At 69.9% G+C, this 17,878-nt stretch carries 15 protein-coding genes; 9 read left to right on the forward strand and 6 right to left on the reverse strand.

Features of this window, described 5'->3' with window-relative positions:
- Positions 1-108 precede the first annotated feature (108 nt).
- Entirely contained in the window at positions 109-1,113 is a 1,005-nt protein-coding gene (locus tag Q0M60_RS05340; RefSeq protein WP_296816905.1) for an agmatine deiminase family protein, read from the forward strand.
- Positions 1,113-1,979, forward strand: coding sequence for an N-carbamoylputrescine amidase (gene aguB, locus Q0M60_RS05345; RefSeq protein WP_296816907.1), 867 nt, complete (start codon positions 1,113-1,115; stop codon positions 1,977-1,979). Before Q0M60_RS05340 ends, aguB begins: the two co-directional genes overlap by 1 nt.
- Here the strand turns inward: aguB and Q0M60_RS05350 are convergent.
- The 3 genes from Q0M60_RS05350 to Q0M60_RS05360 all read right to left on the reverse strand — a co-directional run bounded on the left by Q0M60_RS05350 (position 1,976) and on the right by Q0M60_RS05360 (position 3,757).
- Complete coding sequence (locus tag Q0M60_RS05350; protein WP_296816910.1) at positions 1,976-2,782, reverse strand: phosphatase PAP2 family protein; 807 nt, start codon at positions 2,780-2,782, stop codon at positions 1,976-1,978. The genes aguB and Q0M60_RS05350 overlap by 4 nt on opposite strands.
- Positions 2,782-3,276: a hypothetical protein gene (locus Q0M60_RS05355; RefSeq protein ID WP_296816912.1), complete on the reverse strand. Its 495-nt coding sequence runs from the start codon at positions 3,274-3,276 to the stop codon at positions 2,782-2,784. The genes Q0M60_RS05350 and Q0M60_RS05355 overlap by 1 nt, the downstream gene beginning before the upstream one ends.
- Before the next feature lie 64 nt (positions 3,277-3,340).
- Entirely contained in the window at positions 3,341-3,757 is a 417-nt protein-coding gene (locus Q0M60_RS05360; RefSeq protein ID WP_296816913.1) for a hypothetical protein, read from the reverse strand.
- 127 nt (positions 3,758-3,884) lie between these two features.
- Here Q0M60_RS05360 and Q0M60_RS05365 point away from each other — a divergent pair, with 127 nt between their 5' ends.
- Positions 3,885-4,106, forward strand: coding sequence for a hypothetical protein (locus Q0M60_RS05365; RefSeq protein ID WP_296816916.1), 222 nt, complete (start codon positions 3,885-3,887; stop codon positions 4,104-4,106).
- 43 nt (positions 4,107-4,149) lie between these two features.
- On the opposite strand, the gene Q0M60_RS05370 is transcribed toward Q0M60_RS05365, so the two are convergent.
- Together Q0M60_RS05370 and Q0M60_RS05375 are read right to left on the reverse strand one after the other, a co-directional pair.
- Positions 4,150-5,205: a deoxyhypusine synthase gene (locus Q0M60_RS05370; RefSeq protein ID WP_296816918.1), complete on the reverse strand. Its 1,056-nt coding sequence runs from the start codon at positions 5,203-5,205 to the stop codon at positions 4,150-4,152.
- Positions 5,206-5,307: 102 nt separating this feature from the next.
- Positions 5,308-6,573 carry a type III PLP-dependent enzyme gene (locus Q0M60_RS05375; RefSeq protein ID WP_296816921.1) on the reverse strand — a complete coding sequence of 422 codons (1,266 nt, stop codon included), beginning with the start codon at positions 6,571-6,573 and terminating at the stop codon, positions 5,308-5,310.
- A gap of 214 nt (positions 6,574-6,787) precedes the next feature.
- Here Q0M60_RS05375 and Q0M60_RS05380 point away from each other — a divergent pair, with 214 nt between their 5' ends.
- The 6 genes from Q0M60_RS05380 to Q0M60_RS05405 all read left to right on the forward strand — a co-directional run bounded on the left by Q0M60_RS05380 (position 6,788) and on the right by Q0M60_RS05405 (position 16,438).
- Positions 6,788-9,601, forward strand: coding sequence for a pitrilysin family protein (locus tag Q0M60_RS05380; protein ID WP_296816923.1), 2,814 nt, complete (start codon positions 6,788-6,790; stop codon positions 9,599-9,601).
- A 103-nt stretch (positions 9,602-9,704) separates the two neighbouring features.
- Positions 9,705-12,527, forward strand: coding sequence for a pitrilysin family protein (locus Q0M60_RS05385; RefSeq protein ID WP_296816925.1), 2,823 nt, complete (start codon positions 9,705-9,707; stop codon positions 12,525-12,527).
- Positions 12,528-12,655: 128 nt separating this feature from the next.
- Positions 12,656-13,468, forward strand: coding sequence for a phosphonate ABC transporter ATP-binding protein (gene phnC / locus Q0M60_RS05390; protein ID WP_296816927.1), 813 nt, complete (start codon positions 12,656-12,658; stop codon positions 13,466-13,468).
- Complete coding sequence (phnD, locus tag Q0M60_RS05395) at positions 13,465-14,451, forward strand: phosphate/phosphite/phosphonate ABC transporter substrate-binding protein (protein ID WP_296816929.1); 987 nt, start codon at positions 13,465-13,467, stop codon at positions 14,449-14,451. The genes phnC and phnD overlap by 4 nt, the downstream gene beginning before the upstream one ends.
- A gap of 23 nt (positions 14,452-14,474) precedes the next feature.
- Positions 14,475-15,260: a phosphonate ABC transporter, permease protein PhnE gene (phnE, locus tag Q0M60_RS05400; protein WP_296816937.1), complete on the forward strand. Its 786-nt coding sequence runs from the start codon at positions 14,475-14,477 to the stop codon at positions 15,258-15,260.
- A gap of 119 nt (positions 15,261-15,379) precedes the next feature.
- On the forward strand, positions 15,380-16,438 hold the full coding sequence (locus Q0M60_RS05405) for a substrate-binding domain-containing protein (protein WP_296816932.1): 1,059 nt from the start codon (positions 15,380-15,382) through the stop codon (positions 16,436-16,438).
- Positions 16,439-16,447: 9 nt separating this feature from the next.
- Here Q0M60_RS05405 and Q0M60_RS05410 read toward each other — a convergent pair.
- Positions 16,448-17,878, reverse strand: a 1,431-nt coding sequence (locus Q0M60_RS05410) for a hypothetical protein (protein WP_296816934.1), incomplete at its 5' end; no start/stop codon positions are given.

Here is a 17,878-nt window from a genome sequence, read left to right on the forward strand (position 1 = left end):
GCGGCTCCGCAAGGAGCCGCCCTTTCCTTTTGGGGCCCGCGCCTTGAAGCGGAGGGCCGGGGTGGTTATCTGCCCGCGCCTTGGCCCGCATCCAGGAGAACCGCCGGAATGGCCTCAGCGCCCGTCCCCGCAGAATGGTCGCCGCACCGCGCCATGTGGGTCGGCTGGCCCAGCCATGCCGAGCTCTGGGAAGATGATCTCGCCCCGGCCCAGGCGGAGGTGGAGGCCCTGGTCCGCGCGCTCGCCGGTCCCGGCCGCGAGCAGGTCAGGCTCCTGGTCGGCCACCCCGACACCCTGGACGACGCCCGCGCCCGCTTCGCGGAAGTCGAGGGTGTCGAGGTCGTGGGCGGACTTTTCGGCGACATCTGGCTGCGCGACACCGGGCCCATTTTCAAAGAAAACTCACGTTCGGCCGCGGCTTTCCGGTTCAACGGCTGGGGCGGCAAGTACGAGCTGGAGCACGACGACACCGTCGCCGGCCAGATCGGCGAGGCCTCCGGCGTGCCGCTCGAACCGCATGACTTCATCCTCGAGGGCGGGGCGCTGGATCATGACGGCTCAGGCACGATCCTGACCACGCGACAGTGCCTGCTCAACCGGAACCGCAACCCGGGTTGGAATGAGGCGGAGGCCGAGGCGCGGCTGGCCGAGGCGCTGGGCGCCCGCAAGGTGCTGTGGCTGGGCGACGGCCTTCTGAACGACCACACCGACGGACACGTCGACAATCTGGCTCGCTTCGTCGCGCCGGGCGTGGTGGCCTGTCCCGTGGCCTGGGGCCGAAACGATCCAAATGGCGACGTCTATGACGAGACGGCGCGTCTGCTCTCGGAGATGACCAACGCGGACAACCGGCCCCTGAAGGTGCTTCGCCTGCCCTCGCCGGGTCTGGTGCTCGACGGGGACGAGCGGCCCATCCCGGCCAGTCACATGAACTTCCTCATCGCCAACGGCGCGGTGATCGTGCCCGCCTACGGCGACGCGGCCGCCGTCGATCTCGCCTGCAAGGCGCTGGCGACCGTCTTCGCGGACCGTGAAGTCATCGCCCTGCCGTCGATCGCCATCCTGACCGGCGGCGGATCCTTCCACTGCATCACCCAGCAGGAACCCGCCTGATGCCCCGCACCCTGAGCGTCGCCGCCCTGCAGACCTCGTACGGCGAGGACATGCAGGCCAACATCGCCCGCACGATCGAGCTGATCCGCGAGGCGGCGGGCAAGGGCGCCCAGGTCATCCTGCCGTCCGAGCTGTTCCAGGGCCCCTATTTCTGCGTCAGCCAGGAGGAGCGCTGGTTCGGCGAGGCGCATCCGTGGCGCACCCACCCGTGCGTGACCGCGCTCCAGCCGGTCGCCGCCGAGCTCGGCGTGGCCATTCCCGTCTCGATCTTCGAGCGCGACGGGCCGCACTATTACAACAGCCTCGTCATGCTGGACGCAGACGGCTCGGCGCTCGGCGTCTACCGCAAGAGCCACATCCCCGACGGCCCCGGATATCAGGAGAAGTACTACTTCCGGCCGGGCGACACGGGCTTCAAGGTCTGGTCGACCCGCTTTGGCAAGGTCGGCGTCGGCATCTGCTGGGACCAGTGGTACCCTGAGACGGCGCGCGCCATGATGCTGATGGGCGCCGAGGTGCTGATGTACCCGACCGCCATCGGTTCAGAGCCGCACGACAAGGAACTGGACACCGCCGATCCCTGGAGGCGCGCCATGCAGGGCCATGCGGTCTCGAACGTCGTGCCGGTGGTCGGCGCCAACCGCACCGGCCAGGAAAACGTCACCGAGGTCGGCCAGCGCTTTTACGGCTCGTCCTTCATCGCCGACCATCGCGGTGACCTGGTCGAGAGCTTCGGGCGGGATGACGAGGGCGTGCTCGTGCACACCTTCGACCTCGACTACATCGATCGGCACCGCGCGGCCTGGGGCTTTTTCCGCGATCGGCGCACGGACCTTTACGGCTCGCTGCTGGGGCCTCGGACTTAGCCGCCCAGCGCCAGCCGCTCGGCCGCGCAGGCGGGATTTGTGCGCCCCAGCGCGCGCGCCTCGGCCAGCTCTCGCCGCGCCTGGACGATATCGGCCTGATAGGCGGGCGTGGCCGAGATCGCCTCGAACAGGGTCTGGCCCAGCGCCTGGCCGGCCTCGACATCGGCGGGATAGTGCAGGCCGCAGACCAGCCGGCTCTCGCCGATCGACTCGCCCCGACGCAGCAGTTCGGCGCGCTGATCCGGCGCGGCGTCGGCCATGATCAGCCCAAAGACGATTCCGGCCGTGGCGTGGCTGGACGGCGCCGAGGAGTTCGTCCGGTAGGTCTCGTCCACGCGGATGCATGTCTGAACGGAGGGGTCGTCCACGAACGGGCGTGCGCGGAACACGCGAGCCTTGGCCACGCGGGCCGAGGCGCTGATGTCCTCGAGCGCCCGCGAGAACAGCCGCGTCAGCGCCGGAGGCGGCTCCTGGGAAAGGCGCGTGCCGAGCGGACAGTCGAAGTGGGCCAGGGCGAGCGCCGGCGAGATTTCGGCCTGGGTCTGGGCCAGGGTCCAGCGCGGATGGCTGTCGCCGACCCGGAAGGCCGCCAGGCCAGCCCGGTCCGCCGCCTCCTCCGCCGAGCCGACGGCGGGCGGAAGCGGCGTCTCGCGGCCCAGACGCTCGAGCGTGGTGGCGTCAAGGTAGGGACCCGTGGCGACCGCCGCGACCGGGGCGACCCGAGGTGGCGGGGCCGGGATGAATGCCGCGGGCGCGCAGCCCGCCGCCAGGACAGCCGTCGCGGCGAGGAGGACCGACCGCATCAGCCGGCGGCCGACCAGGTCACGGTCACGTTGGAGGCGCCGTCAGCGGGCGCCACGACCACGGCTAGGTCACCGCCTTCGGGCCCCTCGGCGCCGTACATCCGCGTCTGGTCCTGGGTCATGGTCGCCCCGGAGACCAGCCCGGCTTCCTCGGCGCGCGCGCGATAGTAGGCGATGACGGTGTCCGGATTGGCGTCGGTGGTGAAGACCAGCATGCCGCCGCCCTGGCCCGGTGCGGTTACGCTCTGCTGGACCTGGCCGCCCGGGTAGGGCTGGGCGAAGGCCGGCGCGCCTGCGGCTGAGGCCGCCGAGCCCGAGCCGAACACGACGCTCTGGCCGTCGGCGCCCTGGACCGTCACCGTCTGGTCCTCGCCGGACCCCTCGGCGGTCACCGTGCCGCCCGGAACCCTGACTTCTTCCCGGTCGCCGCCATCGCAACCGGCCAGAACCACCGCCGCCACGCCCGCAACGGCAACCATTAGAACACCGCGCATGGGATTCCCCTTCGCCTGAGATGCCGAACCCTCGCGCAGGGGAACGGCGGGCGCAATAGGCGGCTCAGCCGGTGGCGGCGTCGACGTCGTCCCCGTCGGCCGCGGCGACGCCGCGCCTATCCTCCGCCGGGTCACCGTGCGGCCCGAGGTTGGGCTGGCCGACATTATTGACCGCCTGCTGGCTGGCGATCTGGTCCGTTTCGCCTTCGAAGCTGCGCGGTTCGGCCGGAGCCATGCCCTCGGTGGTCAGCATGTCGTCGATGCGAGCTTGATCGTCGTCGAGTTCGGAGCCCGAGGCGGAGCCGCCGCGCAGCGATCCCGCGCGCGTATCGGACCCCACGCCGGAACCGGACAGGGCCTCAGCGTACCGTTCAGCCGTCTCTTCGGGCTCGCGGGTCGCATCGACGTCCGGCTGGGGCGACACCGTCTCGGGGTTTTGTTCCTGATCCCGCTCGCGCGGCTCGATCGGCTGTTCGGTCATGGCGGTCTCCTCTCGCGGCAGAGCAAACGCGTGGAAGCCCTCGGAGGTCCCGCTATCTGTCAGAGATTTAACTGCAAAGCTCTGCCCCGGCGTGGCATCAGCCAGGCCTTCATCAGGAGACCTCCCCATGACCCGTCTGGCTATCCCCGTCGCCCTCGCCGCCGCCTTCGCCCTTTCGGGCTGCGTGACCGTGTTCGACGCCACCGACGACTACGGCTGGCAGGGCCAGAACGCCCAGCCCTTCGACTCAGCCAAGGCCGAGTGCCGCTCGCTGGCCGGCGACGACGAGGGCACGACCGCCTTCGTCACCTGCATGGCCGAGCGCGGCTGGACCCGCACGGCGAACTGACCAAAGAGAAAGGGCCGGATCGCTCCGGCCCTTTCCCAGTCTCTTACTTGCCGAACAGCTTGGCCCAGCGCCGGGGCTCGCGGTTCTTCCAGGCGCCGCGGTGGTAGGCGTCGGAGCCGATCAGCGGGACGACCGTGGTCGCCTCGGCGAAGACCATCTGCTCGTAGGTGGTCGACACCTTGCCCCAGGAGGCGGCTTCCTTGAGCGTCGAGGACGAGCAGGCGCCGTCGCGCACGTCGGCGACCGTGATCTGGACCGCATACTTGTGCATGTCGGCTTCGACGCCGAGGATCTCGGCGCAGACGACGGTGTCCTGGGCGAAGTTCTTGGGAACGCCGCCGCCGACCATGAACAGGCCGGTGGTGCCCGCCGCGATCTTGATGTCGGTCAGTTCGCGAAAGTCGGCGATGGCGTCGAGCATCATGTAGGGCTGGCCAGCGGCGGCGCGCTCCTTCTGGTGCTTGACCAGGCCGAAGCCGGCCGAGGAGTCGACAAAGGCCGGGCAGAAGATCGGCACGCCCATCTCATAGGCGGTCTGGATCAGGCTGCCTTCCTTCTTGGCGTTGCCCTCCGACAGCCACTTGCCCATCTCCCAGATGAACTCGCGCGAGGAATAGCCGCGCGGCTCGAGACGGTTGGCGATCTCCAGGATGGTGTGGTCGCAGGCCTGGAGCTCTTCCTCGTCGATGTAGGTGTCGTAGATGCGGTCGATGTAGTTGTCGCGCAGCACATTGTCGTCGACCGGGCCGGCGGCCTGGTAGTGCTTGAAGCCGAGCGCCTCGAAGAAATCCATGTCGACGATCGAGGCGCCGGTGGCGACCACGGCGTCGATCATGCCGAACTTCACCATGTCGCGGTACACGTGCATGCAGCCGCCGGCCGAGGTGGAGCCGGCCAGGATCAGCCACGGCGAGCAGTCCTTGTCCTCGATCGCCATGTTGAAGATGTCGGCCGCGCGCGCGGTGTCGCGGCTCGAGAACGACATCTTGCGCATCGAGTCGATGATCGGGCGGGCGTCGAAGCTGGTGATGTCGACGTGCTCGACGGTGGTCTGGAGCAGTTCGGCCTTGGCGTTGGAGCCTTGAACGGGAGCGTTCATCTCGCGGGTTTCCCTTTGGTTTGAGCGCCCGTCAAAGGAAGGAACAGCGGCCCGGACGGAGCGACGGGCCGCTGTCTATAACCGATCAGCCGGCGGGGCGGTTCAGCGTCGCGACTTCTTCCTCTGGCCCGCCTTGCCCTTGGGGCGCGACAGGCGGACGACCTTGCGGGCGGTTTCCTCGGCCGTGGTGCGCACGGTCGGGATGGAGCGCGGGGCCAGGCCGTAGAGCGAAGCCATCGGGGCGTCCTCGACCGCGGCCAGTTCGTGCTCGCCGTAGCCATTGAAGCCGGTCGTCATGGCCACGCCATAGGCGCCGAGCATGCCGATCTCGATGAAGTCGCCTTCCTGCACATCGGCCGGCAGCCAGAACGGGCCCGGCATATGGTCGATGGAGTCGCAGGTCGGACCGTAGAAGCGGAACGCCTTCAGCTCGGCCGAGGCCGCGCCGTCGCGCACCAGCTTGGTCGGGAAGGGCCAGCGCGAGTGCGTCGCGTCGAACAGCGAGCCATAGGACCCGTCGTTCAGATAGAGCGCGTCGCCCTTGCGCAGGTCGACCCGGCACAGGACCGAGGAGGACTCGGCCACCAGCGCCCGGCCCGGCTCGCACCACAGCTCGGTGGTTTCCGACACCGGCATCTCGGCGAAGCCGCGATGGATGGCGTCGGCGTATTCGCTCATGTCCGGCGGGACCATGCCCGGATAGACCGAGGGGAAGCCGCCGCCGACATCGACGATGTCGACGATGACGCCGGCGCGGCTGATCGAACGGCCGACCTGGGCCATGGCGGCCTGGTAGGCGGTCGGGCGCATGCACTGGCTGCCGACGTGGAAGCTGACGCCCATCAGGCCGTCCTTCACCGCCTGGCGCGTGGCCAGGAGCAGGGCCGGGGCATTGTCCGGCGAGACGCCGAACTTGCCCGACAGGGTGTAGGCCGCGCCGTCGGCGGAGACCGCCATGCGCACCACCAGGTTCAGGTCCGTGGCCCCGCCCGTGGCGGCGAGGATCTTCTGCAGCTCTTCATGGCAGTCGAGCGAGAAGGTCCGCACTCCGTGATCGAAGTACGCCCTGGTGATGGCCGCGCGGCTCTTGACCGGATGCATGAACGCCAGGCGCGCGTCGGCGCTGACCGACCGCACCAGTTCGATCTCGGCAAGGGACGCGACGTCGAACGCGGTCACGCCCGCCTCGACCAGGGTCTCGATGACCCAGCGCGAGGGGTTCGCCTTCACCGCATAGAAGACGTCAGCCTTCAGATTGTCCTGGAACCAGCGCGCCGCTACGGAAACAGAGCGCGGTCGCACAAGGGCGACGGGACGCTCCGGGGACCGCTCGCGGACCAGGTCCAGGGGCATATGGTACGTACGCAACGCACGTAACCCCCTGTAGATTGTTAAACCCAGACCGGCGTTAGCAGCGCATTTGGACAACGGGGTCCGCCGGAGCGCGCGATATGGGGTCGCGGGACCGTCATGTAAAGCGGTTTTTTCTGGGCGGGTCCGGACGTGACAGGACCTTAACTTGCGAGCCCGCCCCCCTCGCCTAGGGTGAATCCCGCGGTCGTCCGCGACGAGGGGGCACAAGATGCGACTTATCAACGTCCTGATGGCCGGAGTGCTGGCCACGACGCCGATGCTGGGCGCCTATTCCGCGGCGGCCCAGACCCTGCCGCCGCCGGCGCCGGCAGAGGAGCTCGCCCGCGGCATCCAGCTCGACTACGAGACCTTCACCCTCGAAAATGGCCTGCGGGTCGTCGTGCACACCGATCGCAAGGCGCCGGTGGTGGCCGTCCAGGCCTGGTACAACGTCGGCTCCAAGGACGAGCCGGAAGGTCAGACCGGCTTCGCTCACCTGTTCGAGCACATTGGCCTGTTCAACGGCACCGAGAACCTGCCGGGCGGCCTGATGGAGCCGCTGAGGGCGCTGGGCGCCACCGACTGGAACGGAACCACCTGGTTCGACCGCACCAACTTCTTCCAGACCGTGCCGACCGCCGCGCTGGAGCAGGCGCTCTACATGGAGAGCGACCGGATGGGGCACCTGCTCGGCGCCCTGACCCAGGAGCGGCTCGATAACCAGCGGGGCGTCGTCCAGAACGAGAAGCGCCAGGGCGACAACAATCCCTACGGCCTCGTCTTCTATTCGATGCTCGACGCCCTGTTCCCCGAGGGCCACCCCTACGCCCATTCGACGATCGGCTCGATGGCCGATCTGGACGCCGCCTCGCTGCAGGACCTGCGCGACTGGCACCGCGACAACTACGGGCCGAACAACGCCGTCCTGGTCCTGGCCGGCGACATCGACGTGGCCACGGCCCGGACCCTGGTCGAGCGCTACTTCGGCCACATCCCGCGCGGTCCGCAGAACGAGCCGGCGCAGGCCGACATCCCGACCCTGGACGAGCGCGTCGACCTGACGCTGCACGACCGTGTGTCCAATACGCGCCTGTACCGGACCTGGGTGGTGCCGGGCATGCTCGACGCCTCGGCCGCCGACCTCGACGTGGCCGCGACCGTGCTCGGCGGCCTGGCCTCCTCGCGGCTCGACAACGAGCTGGTGCGCGGCGACGAGACGGCGGTGTCGGTCACGGCGGGCGTCCAGTCCTTCCATCGGCTGGGCTTCTTTCAGGTCACGGTCGACGTGAAGCCGGGCGAGGACGTCGACGCCGTCTCTCGGCGGCTGGACCAGATCATCGCCGACTTCATCGCCAGCGGCCCGACCGAGGACGAGGTCCAGCGCGTCGTGACCACCGCCTTGTCGCAGCAGATGCAGGCGCTGGAGCCTACCGGCGGCTTCGGCGGCCAGTCGGTCGTCCTGGCCGAAGGCATGCTCTACGCCGACGACCCCGGCTTCTACCGCCAGCAGCTTCGCCAGCTGAGCGAGGTCACCCCGGCCTCGGTGCGCGAGGCCATGGACCGCTGGCTGACACGGCCCGTGGTGGCGATCCGCGTCGACCCCGGCGAGCGCGAGCCCTATGCCGAGGCCTCGGCCGAGCGGCCGGCGCCGGAACCGGTCGAGCCCCTGTCGGTCACCCCACGCGGTCCCGTCCCGCCGATCGGCCAAGTCGCCGGGTTGGACTTCCCTACGGTCGAGCGCACCCGGCTGTCGAACGGCCTGGAGGTGGTCTACGCCCGTTCGCCCGCCGCCGTGCCGGTGACGCGCGTGGCGCTCGAGTTCAATGCGGGCCTGGCGGCCGATCCGAGCGACGCGCTCGGCACGCACAGGCTGATGGTCAACCTGCTGACCGAGGCGACCGAGACCCGCGGGTCGATCGAGCTGGCCGAGGCGCAGGAGCGTCTCGGGGCCACCATCGGCACCCAGTCCAGCATGGACCGGACTGCGTTGATGCTCGTCACGCCCAGCGCCAACCTGACGCCGTCCCTCATGCTGCTGGCCGACATCGCCATGAACCCGGCCTTCGCGCCCGACGAGATCGAGCGGCTGCGCGCGCAGCAACTGGCGGCGATCGCGGCCGAGCTGACCCAGCCGAACGGACTGGGCCTGCGGGCGCTGCCGACCCTGCTGTATGGCGACGCCCATCCGTACGGGCGGCCCTTCACCGGAACCGGTGACGCGACCGCCGTGGCCGGCATCGACCGGGAGGACCTGGTGGCCTTCCACGAGGCCTGGATCCGGCCGGACAACGCCCAACTGTTCGTGGTCTCGGACCGGCCGCTGGCCGAGATCGCGTCGGCGCTCGAGGCCGCCCTGGGCGGCTGGCGGGCCCCCTCGACGCCGCGCGGCGTCAAGGATTTCTCCGCCCCGATCGAGCCGGCCCAGCCGCGCATCGTGCTGATCGATCGTCCGCAGTCGCCGCAGTCGGTGATCCTGGGCGCCTCGGTCCTGCCGGTGACGGGCCGCGACGACCTGGTCGCGTTGAACGCCGCCAACGAGGTGATTGGCAACGGCTTCCTGTCGCGCATCAACCAGGACATCCGCGAGACCCGCGGCTGGTCCTACGGCCTGCGCGGCGTGGTCAACACCCTGGAGAACCAGACGCCCTACATCATCACCGCTCCGGTCCAGGCCGACCGGACCGGGGAGTCGATCGCGGTCCTGCTCGACCAGTACCGCCGCTTCACCTCTTCGGACGGTGTGACCGCGGCCGAGTTGACCCGCACCGTGAACGGCAATGTCCGCCAGCTGCCGGGCGGGTTCGAGACCTCCGCCGCCATCCTCGGCGCGCTCAGGACCAATGCGCTGTACGGCCGCACGGACACCTATTGGGAGGACATCGCGCCGCGTTATCAGGCCATGACCGCCTCGGGCCTCGATCAAGCGGCTCGCGCGGTGATCGATCCCGAGCGGTTCGTCTGGGTCGTGGTCGGGGACGCCGCGGTGGTCCGGCCCCAGCTCGAGGCGCTCGGCCTGCCGGTCGAAGTTCGTCCCGCGCAGTAATCCGCCGCGGCCGTCGGCCCGTATCTGCCCGCGCGGCTTGCCGCGCGGGCGACGGCTGCTAGGTTGCCCGGCTCAAGAAGTCAGCTTTCAGGGGAGGGCGTCGATGCGCCTGTTCGAAGCCAGAATATTCAGATGGGCCGCCGTGGCCGCCACCGCGCTGTCGCTCGCGGCCGGGCCGGTCGCGGCCAGCGCGCAGCAGGCCGGCGCACCGGTCGAGGAACTCATTCAGGGGGTAAACATCCCCTATGAGACCTTCACCCTGGACAACGGGCTTCGCGTCATCGTCCACGAGGATCACTCGGCCCCGATCGTGGCCGTGTCGGTCTGGTACAACGTCGGCTCCAAGGACGAACCGGCCGGCCGCACCGGCTTCGCCCACCTGTTCGAGCACCTGATGTTCGGCGGTTCGGAAAACGCGCCCGGCAGCTACATCACCCGCCTTCAGGGCATCGGCGCGACCGACCTGAACGGCACCACCTGGTTCGACCGCACCAACTACTTCCAGACGGTCGCGACCCCGGCGCTGGAATATGCGCTGTATGTCGAGAGCGACCGCATGGGCCACATGCTGGGCGCCATCACCCAGGAGACGCTCGACCTCCAGCGCGGCGTTGTCCAGAACGAGAAGCGCCAGGGCGACAACAACCCGTTCGGCCTGGTCCAGTACGCCCGCCTCGCGGCCATGTTCCCCGAAGGCCACCCCTACCGCCACTCGACCATCGGCTCGATGGCCGACCTCGACGCCGCCTCCATGGACGACGTGCGGACCTGGTTCATCGAGAACTACGGCCCGAACAACGCCGTGCTCGTGCTGGCCGGCGACGTGACGGTCGAGCGCGCGCGCGAACTGGTCGAGCAGTATTTCGGCTCCATCCCGCGCGGGCCGGTCAACGAGCCCGCCCAGGCCGACATCCCGACCCTGGACGCGCCGATCAGCCAGGTCATGCATGACCGTGTGCCCTTCGTGCGTATCTACCGCAGCTGGGTCGTGCCCGGCCTGCTCGACGAGCAGTCGATCCCGCTCAGCGTCGGCGCCTCGGTGCTGGGCGGCCTGGCCTCCTCGCGCCTCGACAACGAGCTGGTCCGTGGCGACCAGACGGCGGTTTCGGTTTCGTCCTCCTACCAGCCCTTCCACCGCCTGGGCTTCTTCGACGTCGTCGTGAACGTGAAGCCGGGCCAGGACCCGGACGCAGTTGCGGCCCGCCTCGACGCCATCATCGCGGACTTCATCGCCAACGGTCCGACCGAGGACGAGGTCCGCCGCGTCGTAACCCAGCAGGTCGCCAACCGCATCTACGGCCTGGAGCAGGTCGGCGGCTTCGGCGGCCGGGCCACCGCGCTCGCCGAAGGCGCGCTCTACGCCAATGATCCCGACTTCTACGAGCGCCAGCTGCAAGCCTATGCCGAAGTCACGCCGGCCGAAGTCACCGAGGTCATGCAGCGCTGGCTGACCCGCCCGGTCTACGCCCTGCGGGTCGAGCCCGGTGCGCGCGAGGACTACGTCGAGGCCTCGGCCACGCCGTCGGGCGCCGCGCCCGCCAGCGCCCCGGTCGAATACACGCCGACCCCGCGCCCGCCCCTGCCGGAAATCGGCCAGGTGTCGCCGCTCGACTTCCCGGATATCCAGCGCGCCCGCCTGTCCAACGGCGTCGAGGTCGTCTTCTCGCAAGCCGCCTCGGTGCCGGCCACTCGCGTGGCCGTCGAGTTCGACGCCGGCTGGGCCGCCGATCCGGCGGACCAGCGGGGTCTGCAGTCGCTCATGCTCAACCTGATGACCGAAGGCGCTGGCGGCATGGACTCCGCCGCCCTGGCCGAAGCCCAGGAGCGCCTGGGCGCCTCGATCAACGCGAGCGCCTCGATGGACCGCACGGTGGTCAGCCTGACCTCGGTCACGCCGAATCTGGCGCCGTCGCTGGACCTGCTGGAAGCGGTCATCCAGGAGCCCACCTTCGCCCCGGCGGAGGTCGAGCGTCTGCGCGGCCAGCAACTGGCCGCCATCGCGAGCGAACTGTCGCAGCCGGCGGGCCTGGGATCGCGCGCGCTCTACGCCACCCTCTTCGGCGAAGAGAGCGGCTATGGCCGCGACGTCAGCGGCCTGGGTCAGGCGGCGGCGGTCCAGGCGGCCAGCCGCGAGGACATCCTCGGTTTCCACCAGGCCTGGATCCGGCCGGACAACGCCCGCATCTTCGTGGTGTCGGACCGTCCGATGTCGGAAATTCTGCCGCAGCTGGAATCGCGCTTCGGGGACTGGGCCGCGCCGTCCACGCCGCGCGGAACCAAGACCATCGGCGACGTTCCGGCCGCCCAGCCGCGCATCATCCTGATCGACCGGCCGCAGTCGCCCCAGTCGCTGATCCTCGGCGGTCAGGTGCTGGACGTGCGCGGTACGGACGACCGGCTGGTGCTGGACGCCGCCATGGAGGTGCTCGGCAACGGCTTCTCCTCGCGGATCAACACCGACCTGCGCGAGACGCGCGGCTGGTCCTACGGCTCGCGCAGCTTCGTCTCGGCGTTGGAGGGCCGCTCGCCCTACGTCATCAACGCCCCGGTCCAGGCCGACCGCACCGGCGAGGCCATCGCCTCGATCCTCGCGGTCCACCAGGGCTTCCTGGGCGACGAGGGCGTCACCGCGCGTGAGCTCGGGCTCGTCATGGACAGCGCGACCCGTCGCCTGGCCGGCCAGTTCGAGACCTCCTCGGCGGTTCTCGGCGCGCTGCGTTCGAACGACCTGTTCGACCGTCCGGACGACTATTGGGAACAGGCCGGCGCCCGCTACCTGGGCCTGACCGCCCAGTCGCTGGATCAGGCCGCGCGCGGCGCCATCGATCCCAGCGAGTTCGTCTGGGTGGTGGTCGGCGACGCCTCCGTCGTCCGGCCCCAGCTGGAAGCGCTCGGCCTGCCGGTCGAGGTCCGCCCCGCCCAGTAAGACCAACGGATCGTCCAGGGCGTCGCAAGGCGCTCTGGACGATATCCGCCCTCGCGTGGCATTAAGACTTGCCGGAGCGCCCCTCGCGCGTCATGCGGCGCTGTCGCCCACCAGATCACCGCGAGACCATGAGCTCTAAAGCCGCCGCCGACTCCTCCCGGCTCGTTCTGGCGCGCGACGTGTCCAAGACCTTCGGACAGCGCAAGGCGCTGGACGGCGTCTCCGTCGAGGTCGCCTCAGGCGAGATGGTCGCCCTGATCGGCCCTTCGGGTTCGGGCAAGTCGACCCTGTTGCGTTCCATCACCGGCCTGCAGACCATCGACCCCGGCAAGGGCGTCATCGAGGTCTTCGGACGCAGCGTCCAGAAGAACGGCCGTATCGCCGGCGACGTGCGCAGGACGCGCGCCCGGCTCGGCATGATCTTCCAGCAGTTCAACCTGGTCGGGCGGCTGAGCCTGTTCTCCAACGTCATGCTGGGCGCGCTCGGCCGGGTGCCTTTCGCCGCAGGCCTGTTCGGCGCGTGGAGCCGCGAGGACAAGATGCGCGCCATGGCGGCGCTGCATCGCGTCGGCGTTTCCGACTACGCCGGCCAGCGGGCCAACACCCTGTCGGGAGGCCAGCAGCAGCGCGGCGCCATCGCGCGCGCCCTGGTGCAGGGCGCCCAGGCCATCCTGGCCGACGAGCCGGTGGCTTCGCTCGACCCCGTCTCGGCCCGCAAGGTCATGGAGCAGCTGGTTGAGCTGAACCAGCGCGACGGCCTGGGGGTGATCGTGACCCTGCACCAGGTCGACTACGCGATCCGCTATTGCCAGCGCGTGATCGCGCTGAAGGCCGGGCGGATCGCCTATGACGGCCCGTCCTCGGGCCTGGACAAGCCGACCCTCATCGAAATCTACGGTCCCGAGATCGAGGACGCCTTCTGGGAAGGAGATCCCACATGATCGGCTCCATCGCACGCCGCGCCCTGCTCGTCGGCGCCTTGGGCGTCACGACCCTCCTGGCCGCCTGCGGTGGCGAGGAGGAGGCTGATCCGAACCGCATCGTCTTCGCCGTGCTGCCGGCCGAAAGCCAGGCCGCGGCCGAGCCCCTGTGGGCGCCCCTGATCGACGACCTTGAGGCCGAGACGGGCCTGGAGGTCGAGCTCCGCTTCGTCCCGAACTACACGGTGCTGGTCGAGACCATGCGCGCGGGCCAGATCCAGGTCGCCTGGATGTCCGCCCTGCCGGCGCTGGACGCCACGCGCCGCGCCGACGGTCACATCATCGGCCGGATCATGAACCGCGAGGGCGAAACCCATTACCGCTCGGTTCTGATCACGCGCACCGGCTCGGGCATCACCCTTGAGGACGTGATGGCGTGCGGCCGCAGGCTGTCGTTCGGCATGGGCGACGCCCGGTCGACCTCCGGCACGCTGGCGCCGCTGGCCTTCCTGTTCGGCCCGGCCGAGATCGAACCTGCCGACTGCTTCCGCGAGGTGCGCTCGGCCAACCACCAGGCCAATGCGCTCGCCGTGGCGAATGGACAGGTCGACGTAGCCACCAACAACGACGTGGGCCTGCTGTTCACGGAGCGGCAGAACCCGACCGCCTTCCGCAATCTGCAGGTGATCTGGGAAAGCCCGCCGATCCCCGAAAGCGCGATCGTGGTGCGCGGCGACGTCGACCCCGCGGTGACCGAGCGGATTCGGAGCTTCTTCCTCACCTACGGCGACAGCCCCGAAGAGCGCGCCATTCTGGACGACCTGGAGTACGGCGGCTTCCAGGCCGCCGATGACAGCTACCTCGATCCGGTACGCGAGATGGAGGCGTCCGTCGCCCTGATGGAGGCCCGCCGGTCCGGTGACGCGGCCCGCATCGCCGAGGCCCGCGAGGCCTACGAGGAAATCCACGCCCGCGTGGTCGCCGCCCAGGAAGTCCGTCCGTGACGAGCCAGCCCGTCGACGCCTCCATGGTACCGCCGCCGCCGAGCCGCCCGCTCGGCGCGCTGATCTTCGACATCGCCCTGTGGGGTGGCCTGATCGCCGCCCTGCTGTTCGCCTTCGAGCGAGTCGACATCGATAATCTGCCGCGCCTGTTCGGCGGCTCGACCACGGCGACCGAGCTTGCGGGATCGCTGCTGAATCCGGACTTCACCCGCGTCGAGTTCTTCGTCGAGAAGATGCTCGAGACGGTGATGATCGCGCTGTGGGGCACCTTCCTGGCGCTCTTCCTGGCCATTCCGCTGGCCTTCATGGCGGCGCGCAATGTCGCCCCGGCCTGGCTGGTCTGGCCGATCCGCAGGGTGATGGACCTCATGCGGTCGGTGCCGGATCTGGTCATTGGTCTGATCTTCGTGATCATCGTCGGCCTGGGCCCGCTGCCGGGCGTGCTGGCGCTGGCGCTGAACACCGGCGGGGTTCTGGCCAAGCTGTTCTCCGAAGCCGTGGAGTCGATCGACAAGGGGCCGGTCGAGGGCGTGCGCGCCACCGGCGGCCAGCCGCTGCACGAAATCCGCTGGGGCATCCTGCCCCAGGTGGCGCCGCTGTGGACGTCGTTCGCTCTCTACCGCTTCGAATCCAACGCCCGGGCCGCGACGGTGCTGGGCCTGATCGGCGCGGGCGGCATCGGTTCGACCCTGATCGACGCCTTCAACAGCTACAACTACCGCGAGGTGTCGGCGATCGCGATCATCGTTGTGATCACGGTGACCCTAATCGACATGCTCAGCCAGGTCATGCGCAAGCGCCTGCTCTAGCGGGCGTCATCGAACCGTCATTCCGTCGTCGGATGATTGTCGCGCGGCCTTCGGCGGGATGTCATTGACGCGTCGTATCGAGCCCCCGACGGCGCATCTCGCGCCAGAGGGATGAGACGATGAAGAAGCTGGCGGCCAGCGCGATCGCGCTGATCATGGTTGCGGCGTGCGGCCCGACGGGCGGCGGCGCCGGCGGAGCGGGCTCGGGCCAGGGCATCTGGGCCACGGGCTCCTCGACGGTCTTCCCCTTCGCGACCCGCGTCGCCGAGAACTTCGCCCGCAACACCGGCGGAACCGCCCCGCGCGTCGAGTCCCAGGGCACGGGCGGCGGCATCAACGCCTTCTGCGGCGGCGTCGGCGCCGGCACCCCGGACATCGCCACCGCCTCCCGGCCGATGAAGGCGTCGGAGTTCGACGCCTGCGCCGCCAACGGCGTGACCCAGATCCTGGAAATCCAGATCGGTTCGGATGGCATCGTCATCGCCACGGCGCGCGACGGCGCCGACTTCGATTTCCGCCCGCAGGACATCTACATGGCCCTGGCGGCCCAGGTGCCGACCGGCTCGGGCGTCGGCGCCAATCCGAACACCGCCTGGAACCAGGTCAATCCGGCCCTGCCGGCGCAGGCCATCACCGTCTACGGTCCCCCGCCGACCTCGGGCACCCGCGATGCCTTCCTCGAACTGGCCATGACGCCGGGCGCCGAAGCGCTCCCGTCGCTGGCGGCGCTGAGCGAATCCGACGAGGACCAGTTCGAGACCATCGCCCACACCCTGCGCGAGGACGGCCGCTGGATCGACTCGGGTGAGAACGACAACGTCATCGTCCAGACGCTCACCCGCACGCCCGGCGCGCTCGGCGTCTTCGGCTATTCCTTCCTGGAAGAGAACCTGACCCAGGTGAAGGCCGCCTCGATCAACGGCGTGCAGCCGAACGCCGACACGATCGCCGATGGCTCCTATCCGCTGTCCCGCTCGCTGTTCATCTACGTCAAGATCCCGCACCTCGACACCACCGCGGGCCTGACGCAGTTCCTGGAAGAGTTCCTGTCGGACGCGGCCGCCGGCCGGGGCGGCTATCTGCAGGACCGCGGCCTGATCCCTCTGTCGGGCGAGGCCCTGAACGAACAGCGTGAACGCCTGCGCGCGCGCACGCCGATGGTTCGCCCGGCTTCCTAGGCCCCGGGCCTAGTCCGCCACCCGGATCGAGAAGCGCCGGACGGTGACCCCGTCCGGCGCGACCGGCGCGGAACCGGAACGGACGTCTCCGAAGCGGGCTTCTTCGAGCAACCGGCTCAGGGGGTCAGAAGCGCCTGCGGATCGCGTGCGCTCCGCCGGCGCCAAGGCAATGGGCGATCCCACGCCGGGCTGCTGAAGACGGGCGAACCCTGCGGGCGCGCCGCCCAGCGCGTCCGCCTCGACGGCGATCAGCACCAACTCCTCGCGCAGATCGCCCGAGCCGTGCGGCTCGAGCTGATAGGCCGCCAGCCTCGCCCGGCCGGGCTCGAAGCGCACCGCGTCACGATCGTCCGCCCAGGGCAAAGCCCAGATAGTTCCGTCCGGAGCGAAGGCCAGGGCGGTGACGTCCAGCGAGACAGCGCCGCCGTTGCGGATGCGCGCGAAGATCACGTCGCACGGCCTGAGGGTGAAGGCCGCGCCGTGGAGACCGAGCGAGGCGAGGGCCACGGCGTCATCCGGCGGCCGGTCCCATAACTCGGCGTGGCGCGGGTCGAAGGGCGCGCAGCCGTCTCCGACCGGCCGTCCCGGGCGCCAGATGTAGAGCTCGGTCTCGAGCGCCTGGGCGGCTCCGCCGCGCGGAGAGGTTTCGAGCGCGCCCAGGATCAGCTTGAGGCGATGGGCCCGCGCCGCCCGCGTCAGGGCGTCGTGAAGGGCCTGCAGCAGATACGCGTCGAGGCGCTCGCCGGCCTGGTCGGCCGCTGCGGCGATATTCAGGGCGCCCATCACTCCGTCGGGGTCGGATCCGACGGCCTCGGACAGGACGAGCCGCGTCCCGCCATCAGCCAGGTGCAATCTGAGATCGGCCTCATCACCCGGATCGACCCAGCGTATTCGCACGTCCTCGGCGTCGATCTCCGAGAGGGCCCGAAGGACCGCTTGACCGAGGCCCGCTCCGGGCGGCGCCGAGGGCGGGGAGACGCGAAATTCGAAATCGACACCACGCTCGACGACGCGCGCGGCCCACAGCCGGCGATCCGTGTAGGGACGGTCGGCCGCGGTACGCAAGTCGCGCCAGGCGTCCGCGCCGACACCGCGGTAGCTGGCGGGCACGAGCCTCGCACGGGTCGGCTCGACCTCGGTGGCGCGTGCATAGAGCACGACACGCTGGCCGCCGCCGGAGGACTCGGAAAGGGAAACGATGCTGCCTTCGGTCAGGCCGTGCAGGGCGCCCGCATTGAGGATCAGGCTGTCGAGCGCGACTCGCCCGTCGCGCGCCTCGAGCGCCGGCTTCACGACAGTCCATGCCGCCTCGGCGCCGCCATCCGGCGCTCCGAACACCGCCCGATCAAGCGCGCCCTCGAACTCGGCCGGGGCGTCGAGCCGCAAGGAACTGTCGCGGACGTCGTGTTCGAGCAGGCTGGCCTGGATGCGGGCCGCGGC

Origin of the sequence: Brevundimonas sp., from assembly GCF_024711105.1 — a bacterium.
Classification (GTDB): domain Bacteria; phylum Pseudomonadota; class Alphaproteobacteria; order Caulobacterales; family Caulobacteraceae; genus Brevundimonas.

Excerpts from the sequence above, each read along its gene's own strand:
- phnE (WP_296816937.1), top strand. The coding sequence starts at position 14,475 with ATGGTACCGCCGCCGCCGAGCCGCCCGCTCGGCGCGCTGATCTTCGAC.
- Q0M60_RS05405 (WP_296816932.1), top strand. The coding sequence starts at position 15,380 with ATGAAGAAGCTGGCGGCCAGCGCGATCGCGCTGATCATGGTTGCGGCG.
- Q0M60_RS05380 (WP_296816923.1), top strand. The coding sequence starts at position 6,788 with ATGCGACTTATCAACGTCCTGATGGCCGGAGTGCTGGCCACGACGCCG.
- Q0M60_RS05360 (WP_296816913.1), bottom strand. The coding sequence starts at position 3,757 with ATGACCGAACAGCCGATCGAGCCGCGCGAGCGGGATCAGGAACAAAAC.
- Q0M60_RS05350 (WP_296816910.1), bottom strand. The coding sequence starts at position 2,782 with ATGCGGTCGGTCCTCCTCGCCGCGACGGCTGTCCTGGCGGCGGGCTGC.
- Q0M60_RS05365 (WP_296816916.1), top strand. The coding sequence starts at position 3,885 with ATGACCCGTCTGGCTATCCCCGTCGCCCTCGCCGCCGCCTTCGCCCTT.
- phnC (WP_296816927.1), top strand. The coding sequence starts at position 12,656 with ATGAGCTCTAAAGCCGCCGCCGACTCCTCCCGGCTCGTTCTGGCGCGC.
- aguB (WP_296816907.1), top strand. The coding sequence starts at position 1,113 with ATGCCCCGCACCCTGAGCGTCGCCGCCCTGCAGACCTCGTACGGCGAG.
- phnD (WP_296816929.1), top strand. The coding sequence starts at position 13,465 with ATGATCGGCTCCATCGCACGCCGCGCCCTGCTCGTCGGCGCCTTGGGC.
- Q0M60_RS05340 (WP_296816905.1), top strand. The coding sequence starts at position 109 with ATGGCCTCAGCGCCCGTCCCCGCAGAATGGTCGCCGCACCGCGCCATG.
- Q0M60_RS05355 (WP_296816912.1), bottom strand. The coding sequence starts at position 3,276 with ATGCGCGGTGTTCTAATGGTTGCCGTTGCGGGCGTGGCGGCGGTGGTT.
- Q0M60_RS05385 (WP_296816925.1), top strand. The coding sequence starts at position 9,705 with ATGCGCCTGTTCGAAGCCAGAATATTCAGATGGGCCGCCGTGGCCGCC.
- Q0M60_RS05370 (WP_296816918.1), bottom strand. The coding sequence starts at position 5,205 with ATGAACGCTCCCGTTCAAGGCTCCAACGCCAAGGCCGAACTGCTCCAG.